This window comes from Janthinobacterium foliorum (assembly GCF_978021625.1).
This window is the reverse complement of the sequence record NZ_CDXDQE010000106.1, coordinates 1-267: the sequence shown is the minus strand read 5'-3', so window position 1 is coordinate 267 and position 267 is coordinate 1. Positions and strand designations below refer to the sequence as shown.

The following is a 267-nucleotide window of genomic DNA, read 5'->3' as shown; positions in this document are numbered from 1 at the left end:
CCATCCAGTCCGCCTGGGCCGTCGATCCGCCCAGCGCCGGCAGCCAGCTGCAGCAGATTCCCGCCGCGCCCCAGTTGCCGAAAGCGCCGCCCGCCATCCGCGTGCAGCAGGGCAATGTGCCCGCCACCACGGTGGGCGACACGACGCGCATCACGGTGCAGCGCCTGCAGATTGCCGCGCCGCCCGTGTTTCCAGAAAGCGAACTGATCGCCACCACGGGCTTCGTGCCGGGCAGCGAGCTGACCCTGGGCGAACTGCGCGCCATGG

The 267-nt window shown here is 71.5% G+C and carries 1 pseudogene; it reads left to right on the top strand.

Annotation, left to right across the window (positions count from 1 at the left end):
* Positions 1 to 267, top strand: a pseudogene (locus ACZ92H_RS29720) (ShlB/FhaC/HecB family hemolysin secretion/activation protein); the annotation flags it as partial.